Here is a 7182-nt window from a genome sequence, read left to right as displayed (position 1 = left end):
CGCTGGAAATCTTCATCTGAAAGAGCGTGCAAACGTTCCGAAAGAATGTGCAAAATCCGGAACAATCCGCAAAAATTTTGCACATTATTTCCGAATCCGTCTGAAATAATTTGAAAAAGGGACTCTGAAATAATGTGCTAATTTACACAAAAGTTCATTTCCCTTTTAGTCGCCACGCCTTCTATTGGTCAAAACAAATGCCGAGAAGATCTCGGCAGCCATCATCTTATGAAACTTTCGCAAATCCAACCATACCAGATTCTTTATGCCCTGGAACCGTACAATAAAATCGAAACACACCGCGTTCGATTGGTATGAACGTCACCTCGGCTGTTTTCCCCGGCAAGGAATGAACATGAACGTCCGCATTTTCTGCATGGTTTCCATGGTCATTCTGCTGTAACAAAATCTTCATATTTTCGAATTCGATATCGTGTTCCATTTGACCGCTATTTTTCAGAATTAAGGTAACAGGCTGTCCTACAGTCAGTTGCAAACTCTCAGGAAAGTAATAAAATTCAGTCGCTTCAATCACTACCTTTTTCCCCTTTGTTTCGATGCTTAACGGAGATGCAGTTTGGTTGTGGCCATCCATAAAATGGTTCATAGGCGGATTCGTTATCGGAAGATTAGAAGATCGAGAAAATTCATTGTATAAATGGTTATACAAATAGAAAAACAACGGAAGGACGATTGCTAACCATAGCGGGTTATGGAATAGTTTATTGATCAAAAACGCACGGTTAAACCCCGTTTCTTGTTGAAGCATGTATAGAACAATACAAGCCATTCCAACAAATAGAACAAGCATGATGTGAACCGTAGAATCCCGATATTCAGGCGCAATCATTTCTCCTAACATCGCTCCCATCATGCCGCCCATGACTCCTGATAAAACACCGTCGATGATGGCCATGATGCTGATCGGCATCCCGGCTAAAAATCCAGCTAAAAACCCGAAAGCCATTCCTAAAATGGTTGACAAAAAGAGATTGCCGTTGTAAGAAATCCCAGCCAGCAGGCCGCCTGTCAGCCCAGCCAACATTCCTAACGCCATCGCCGCCATCATTCCAGCCATGCATGTGATTTTCTTCCTTTTGATAAAGATGAAAGCAATCACAATGAAAGACAAAACCGCCGCGATCCCCCCAGTGAATAACATCGGCAACGGATGATCCCTCCTGCAAATGTTTATTTGTACACATATATGTGTGCAAATGACAGGTTAGTCCATGTCAGTGAACATACCGGCTGAGTTTGAACGAAAACAGAGAGCGTGTCATCCGATTACAGCTTTTTGTATTTACACCTGCATGTATTCTGTTCATAAAACGACTATCCACACATGCCGCAGCATATGATGAAATTGTGATACCTTCTCTAAAGGGGAAAGATGGAATGCATGGTTACTTGCCAGGAAATCCTCAAACGCTTATTATCACGCCCAATGTAAAAGATGCGCCATTTCGGGTTCTCAAAAACGGGGTAAAACAATTTCACTTGCGGGCGGAACCGGTCGTGCATGAGTTGGTAAACGGAATTAAAATCCGCGGGTATGGATACAACGGAAGTATTCCCGGGCCGACGATTCTTGTCAATCAAGGGGACTATGTTCAAATTACAGTCGAAAACCGTTTGCCAGAAGCGACATCCGTCCATTGGCACGGATTAATTGTTTCCAACCGAATGGACGGCGTACCCGGCCCTGGGGGCAGCCCAATTATCCAACCGGGAGAAAGTTTTACGTATGAATTTCGCATCCAACAGTCAGGAACATTTATGTACCACAGCCATGTCCATGATGCAAAACAAGAGTTAATGGGATTAGCAGGCATGCTTATTTCGCGCGGCATATACGAAGAACCTGTGGACCGCGATTATGCTCTGTTGCTTCAAGAGTGGGCTGTGCAGATGGAGATGCATCAGCAAACTAGCAGCCATCCAATGAATGATCATCCTTCCAAACAATCGGCTTCAAATATATATGACATCGATCCAATGTCAATGATGTTTAATTTTTTCACAATTAACGGCAAAGCCTATCCTGATACCGCTCCTTTATTTGTCCGATATGGCGAACGCGTCCGTATTCGCCTTGGCAATGTAAGTATGGATTCTCATCCGATGCATTTTCACGGGCATGATTTTATTGTCACCGCGGTTGACGGAAATCCGATTCCTATGATGGCAAGATTAAAACGAAACACGATTAATGTAGCGCCAGGAGAAACATGGAACATCGAATTTTTGGCCAACAACCCGGGAAATTGGGTCTTTCACTGTCATAAACCTCACCATACAACGAACGCACATGCAATGGAGGGAATGGGCGGCATGCTTACGGTGATTCGCTACGCCAAATAAACGGTCATTCAAGAAAAACGGCACTGCCGCCGTTTTTCTCCGCTCTATTTTTGACGCCCAGTTTAATTACTAAAATCTTCCGGAAGCCTGGTGATTTAGTACAAAATACTGCTATCTCCATCTGTTTCTCAATTAGATAAAACTTGTGGAATCAGCCTTCTTTTTTTGGCACAATGCCGTTGATTTGCTCGTGACAGCTGTTTTTCACCGGCCTTCTAGATATGAAAACAAATGCTGAAGTTCTCAGCAAGGATCAACGAATAAAAGATAAACCACGGTGATTCACCTATACGCGAATCACAAGATAATCTCCATTTTTCATTTGAACAACATCCGCTTTCATCGCTTTTGCAATATCTATCGTCATCGCTTTTTGCTCCTCCTCACTTTCCGCCCATAAAGCCAGCGCCTTCCCACCTAAAATCCTGTTTTGTCTTCGTGTAATGATTGCTAGTATTTCATAAGGAGGCTTTTCTGATGCTTCTCTCCCCATTTTTCTTACTCCTTTCCTACCCAGTTTGTTTTCATGACAGCATGGCTTTTTCGCAAACTTTCAAGCAATGGAGTTTGTCTGACAGCCGCAATAAATTTGTCAATATCTCTTATAATTGGTACGAGTACAATCACAATTCTCCCTTTTTCATAATCCTTTCGCGTAAAATGGTACCGCTTGATCCCAACCGCTCTCGTTGCTTCAAACAAGGCCGCTTGCCGCTGTCCGTAGTTATCCAACGCAATGCGAAAATGCTCTTCCCGCGGATAAATGACAACGGCCATTCCCTCAGTCTGAAACAATCGTTGGGCATTTTCTGTGCCAAGAAGGTTAGAAATATAAATGCCGTCGACAAATAACTCAGAACCGTTAATTTCGATTTTTCCTTCTTTAACATCCGCAATATCGGCTATCGTTTTTCCTTTTGAAAACCGCTTTAAAACAAAAAGAACAACGCTTCCCACGCTGACTCCAAACACCATATCCGCCCATAATGCCCCCGGCAGCAGCTGCATCGTTAATGCGGTGGAAAAGGAAACGATTAAGGCTAGGTAATTTCTCGCCTCAAACGTTTTTGCAATCCCGTCAAATAAGCATTTCCGCGATAAGTATATTCAGTATTCTCAAGGTCCTTTAAGCTGTACCTTTCCATTTTTCGAACATCACAAAATTGTTGAATGGCTAATACAAGAAACGTCACAGCGACAAAATTTTTTGTCATTAATGCTGGAAGAGCAACCGCGCCTAAGGAAGAAGCAACAAAACCTGTTACAAGATGAATGAAATAACCATTCGGATAGCTCGGATATTGTCGGAAATCTTCCTTAATCGTCAACAAACGGGCTAAAGTCCCTAACACAACGGCTGTCGCGATCATGGCAATATGTTCGGCGGAAATCAACTCTTCATTCATATGCCTACCCCTTCAAGAAATGCTGGATATATTCAGAATTTCATGATACAGCTTCACACATTTTTCTATAATGAGTATGCTTCGTTCGCCGTCATGTCGGTGATGGGGATGATCGTCTTTTCGTCCCGAATCAATTGTCCTTTTTCAAACGAAAACCGCCTAAGCTTTGATATCATCATTCAGTGTAGGCATTCTTCTCAAATGTTAAACATTTGATTTTGCCCACTACTCCAAAGGTGCAATATGTCCTCAAAACAAAGAGTACACACATTCTAAAAAATAAGATACAGTACTAACGCCAAAAAAGGGGCTGACCCAAAATGCGAGTGCGTTTTGGATCAACCCTTTGTTTCGCACAATCTATGAAGGCAAGAAGTCCGTCGCCATTAGCGCCCGACCCATTCGATAAACCGCCCGATCACTTGATCCAAAAATTCCACCGTCGCAGCATCAACGAGATTTCCCGCTTCGTCGAATTTTTGGCTTGCAACATTCACCAGCACCTCGTTCCCGGCCGGCGGCAACACTTTCGCAGCCAGCCCCGGGCTTTGCAAGATTTGGCGCAAATGAAGCTGGGCTCGGATTGTTCCCATCATCCCTGTCGATACTCCGACAATCATCACGGGTTTATTGACCAACACTTTGTCCACACGCGACAGCCAATCTAGCGCGTTTTTCAGCACGCCGGGAACGGACCAATTGTACTCCGGTGTCACGATCAAAACCCCGTCCGCATCCGCCACTTGCCGCTTGAATGCCGCCACGACTTCGGGCGGATCGAGTTCATCGTCTTGATTGTAATGCGGCAGAGCGCCGATATCGGCAATGTCCAATTGGAATTTGTCTTTGTACCGTTCTCGCATAAACTCCGCTAATTTCCGGTTATATGAGTCTTTTCGCAAGCTTCCGACAAGAGCCACAATGTTCATCATTTTCGTCCTCCTTCAAATGGGGTTGATGGTCAATTTCCCCCGCAGCGCAAGGCGAGCGCGCATTCCCTTACTATTTTGCCATTCGATTCCATCAGCTGCCTTTTGCTTCAAATTCCCCTTGCGGTCATTCCCATTATAACTCTTCCCCGTTCGTCGCGATGACGTTTTGATACCAATCAAACGACTTTTTCTTTCTCCGCTCGAGCGTGCCGCTGCCGTCATCGTGTTTATCGACATAAATCAACCCGTACCGTTTTGAAAACTCGCCGGTCGAGGCGCTCACGAGGTCAATGCAGCCCCATACGAGATAGCCAATCAATTCGACGCCATCGGCGATCGCTTCACGCGCTGCTTCGATATGACGGCGCAAATAGTCAATGCGGTAATCGTCGTGAATCGAGCCGTCTTCTCCCACTTTGTCATGCGCCCCAAGCCCGTTTTCCACAATAAAAAGCGGTACGCGATACCGATCGTACAACCGGTTTAAAATGATGCGCAGCCCTATAGGGTCGATCTCCCAGCCCCAGTCGCTCGCTTTAAGGAACGGGTTTTTCACCCCATCAAATACGCTGCCGGGGATGAGCTCATCATCCATCTTGTCTTTTTTCTGGGTGACGGACATATAGTAGCTTAAACCGATATAGTCGACCGTATGCTTCTTGATCAGTTCCAAATCCCCGTCGCGAATATCGAGTTTCACCCCGCGCTCGTCGAACACGCGTTTCATAAAGGATGGATACTCGCCGCGCACTTGAACGTCGGCGCAAAAGAAATTCAACAGCCGCTCCTCTTCAAGTGCATGCATGACGTTTTCTGGATTGCAGTCGTACGGGTACACGGGGGCGGCGAGAATCATGCAGCCGATTTTTGCGTCCGGAATGATCTCGCGGCACGCCTTCACCGCCAGGCTGCTGGCGACAAATTGATGATGGCATCTTTCCTCCCGGAAGCACATCGGCAATGCTTACCCCTTTGTTTCCTTCGCCAAATCCTCCTTCGATCTGGTTGGCCGCCGTCGCTCCTCCCCATAAAAAGTTGGTGGGAAACTCCTCGTTCGTTGTAACCACTAGTCAGTCCCTCCTGTGCAAGTATGCCTCCCCACTAGCTTACTACAAACGCCGCTCCGCCTACACCGACGAATGCTTCGTTCCGCTGTTTCTTCTTCCCCATAAAAAACCATCCTTACAATCGGATGGTTTTTGACATATTCGAGCAGCTCGTACGGTTTGATTTTATGTTTGATCAGCCCGGAAAGCAGCGTGCCGACGCCGATGCTTAAGGTGTCTTTATTGGTGTATAAAAATCCGGTTCCTAATATGCCTTTTGTTGCATCGCCGAGCAGCTCGATCGTGCATCCTTGCTCCGGCTCAAGGTTGAAACGTTCTTCGATCACTTTTTTATCGAGCTTGACAATTTCCATCACTGCGAGCACGACTTCATCCGGCCGCCATTCGCGGTGAAACCCGAGCTGTTTCGCCAAAAGCGAGTTCACGCCGTCCGCCAGCACGACGACATCGGCATACACCTCGCCGTCCGGGCGGTCGGTGCGGACACCGACGACGCGGCCTTTTTCAACGATGCATTCGAGTGCCACCGTTTCACAAACGAGCAACGCCCCTTGTTCGACTGCTTTCTCGGCAAACCATTGGTCAAACTTCGCCCGCAAAACGGTAAAGTTGTTGTACGGCTCGCGCCCCCACTCCAATCCTTTATAGCTGAACGTCACCGCCGACTCTTTATCCATCAGCATAAACCGCTGCTCAACGATCGGCCGCTCGAGCGGGGCCTCTTTATAAAACTCCGGAATAATGTCTTCCATCATTTTTCGATAGAGCACGCCGCCCATGACGTTTTTCGATCCTGGATATTCGCCGCGCTCAAGCAATAATACGTTGACCCCGGCTTTGGCAAGCTCATAGGCACACGCCGTTCCGGCCGGCCCCGCTCCGACGACGATACAATCAAATTTTTCAGGCATGGCGGATTTCCTCCTCGATATCAAGAATCGTCGTATCCGCCGTCAGTCCGGTCGGCAAATCAGTGGCAATGGCGCTCGCCAAGTCTTTCCCTGTCGGCGTCGCCCCGTACAGCAGCACTTCCGGTTTATACTTTTGACAACAGTCAAGCAAAGCGCGCATATACGACTCGGTCCGGTAATGGGCAAAAATCGGATCGTCGTATACATAAACGACATCCGCCCCATAGGCAAACAACGTCGGCGCAAGCGGTTTGACACCACTTCCAATCAGCACTCCGCCAAGCTCGGTGCCGCGTTTATCCGCCAGCGTCCGCCCGGCTCCAAGCAACTCCAAGGAAACAGGGGTCACCTTCCTCTGATAGAAACAAGCATTCCTATTATATAGATAATAAAAATGATATTAATAACCCGTGGTGCTAGATAAACTTGAGCAAGCATAAAAATAGCCCTTGCTGGCGGATCTCCTGTAGAATGAAAGTGCGACCTGCCATTCGAAAGGAGA

Annotated in this window: 4 protein-coding genes and 5 pseudogenes; 1 reads left to right on the top strand and 8 read right to left on the bottom strand. The window is 46.7% G+C overall.

The genetic code is table 11. From position 1 onward, the window contains the following. Positions 1–226: 226 nt before the first annotated feature. The gene (locus CV944_RS15925; RefSeq protein ID WP_033009919.1) at positions 227–1162 is read right to left on the bottom strand and encodes a cupredoxin domain-containing protein; all 936 of its coding nucleotides are present in this window, start codon (positions 1160–1162) and stop codon (positions 227–229) included. A gap of 236 nt (positions 1163–1398) precedes the next feature. Here CV944_RS15925 and CV944_RS15920 point away from each other — a divergent pair, with 236 nt between their 5' ends. Next, positions 1399–2364 (top strand): multicopper oxidase family protein, encoded by a 966-nt coding sequence (locus tag CV944_RS15920; protein WP_100664515.1) that lies wholly within the window; start codon positions 1399–1401, stop codon positions 2362–2364. A 286-nt stretch (positions 2365–2650) separates the two neighbouring features. On the opposite strand, the gene CV944_RS15915 is transcribed toward CV944_RS15920, so the two are convergent. From CV944_RS15915 to CV944_RS15890, 7 genes and pseudogenes are all read right to left on the bottom strand, one after another. Then, positions 2651–2857 (bottom strand): capping complex subunit for YIEGIA, encoded by a 207-nt coding sequence (locus CV944_RS15915; RefSeq protein ID WP_033009915.1) that lies wholly within the window; start codon positions 2855–2857, stop codon positions 2651–2653. 5 nt (positions 2858–2862) lie between these two features. Next, positions 2863–3734 (bottom strand): annotated as a pseudogene (locus CV944_RS15910) (YIEGIA domain-containing protein). 422 nt (positions 3735–4156) lie between these two features. Then, a complete protein-coding gene (locus CV944_RS15905) occupies positions 4157–4699 on the bottom strand; it encodes an NADPH-dependent FMN reductase (RefSeq protein ID WP_020278731.1) in 543 nt (180 codons plus the stop codon). A gap of 136 nt (positions 4700–4835) precedes the next feature. Beyond that, positions 4836–5633 (bottom strand): annotated as a pseudogene (locus tag CV944_RS15900) (glycoside hydrolase family 1 protein); the annotation flags it as partial. 64 nt (positions 5634–5697) lie between these two features. Next, positions 5698–5769: pseudogene (locus CV944_RS18005) on the bottom strand (hypothetical protein); the annotation flags it as partial. 89 nt (positions 5770–5858) lie between these two features. Continuing rightward, positions 5859–6680 (bottom strand): annotated as a pseudogene (locus tag CV944_RS15895) (FAD-dependent oxidoreductase); the annotation flags it as partial. A 7-nt stretch (positions 6681–6687) separates the two neighbouring features. After that, a pseudogene (locus tag CV944_RS15890) lies at positions 6688–7029 on the bottom strand (electron transfer flavoprotein subunit alpha/FixB family protein); the annotation flags it as partial. Between the last annotated feature and the right edge of the window lie 153 nt (positions 7030–7182).

The organism is Geobacillus sp. WSUCF-018B (genome assembly GCF_002809985.1).
Lineage (GTDB): Bacteria > Bacillota > Bacilli > Bacillales > Anoxybacillaceae > Geobacillus > Geobacillus thermophilus.
The sequence above is the reverse complement of the archived record's forward strand: the minus strand, read 5'-3'. Positions and strand labels throughout refer to the sequence as shown.

Coding starts and splice junctions, on each gene's coding strand:
- CV944_RS15925 (WP_033009919.1), bottom strand. CDS start 1,162: ATGTTATTCACTGGGGGGATCGCGGCGGTTTTGTCTTTCATTGTGATT.
- CV944_RS15920 (WP_100664515.1), top strand. CDS start 1,399: ATGCATGGTTACTTGCCAGGAAATCCTCAAACGCTTATTATCACGCCC.
- CV944_RS15915 (WP_033009915.1), bottom strand. CDS start 2,857: ATGGGGAGAGAAGCATCAGAAAAGCCTCCTTATGAAATACTAGCAATC.
- CV944_RS15905 (WP_020278731.1), bottom strand. CDS start 4,699: ATGAACATTGTGGCTCTTGTCGGAAGCTTGCGAAAAGACTCATATAAC.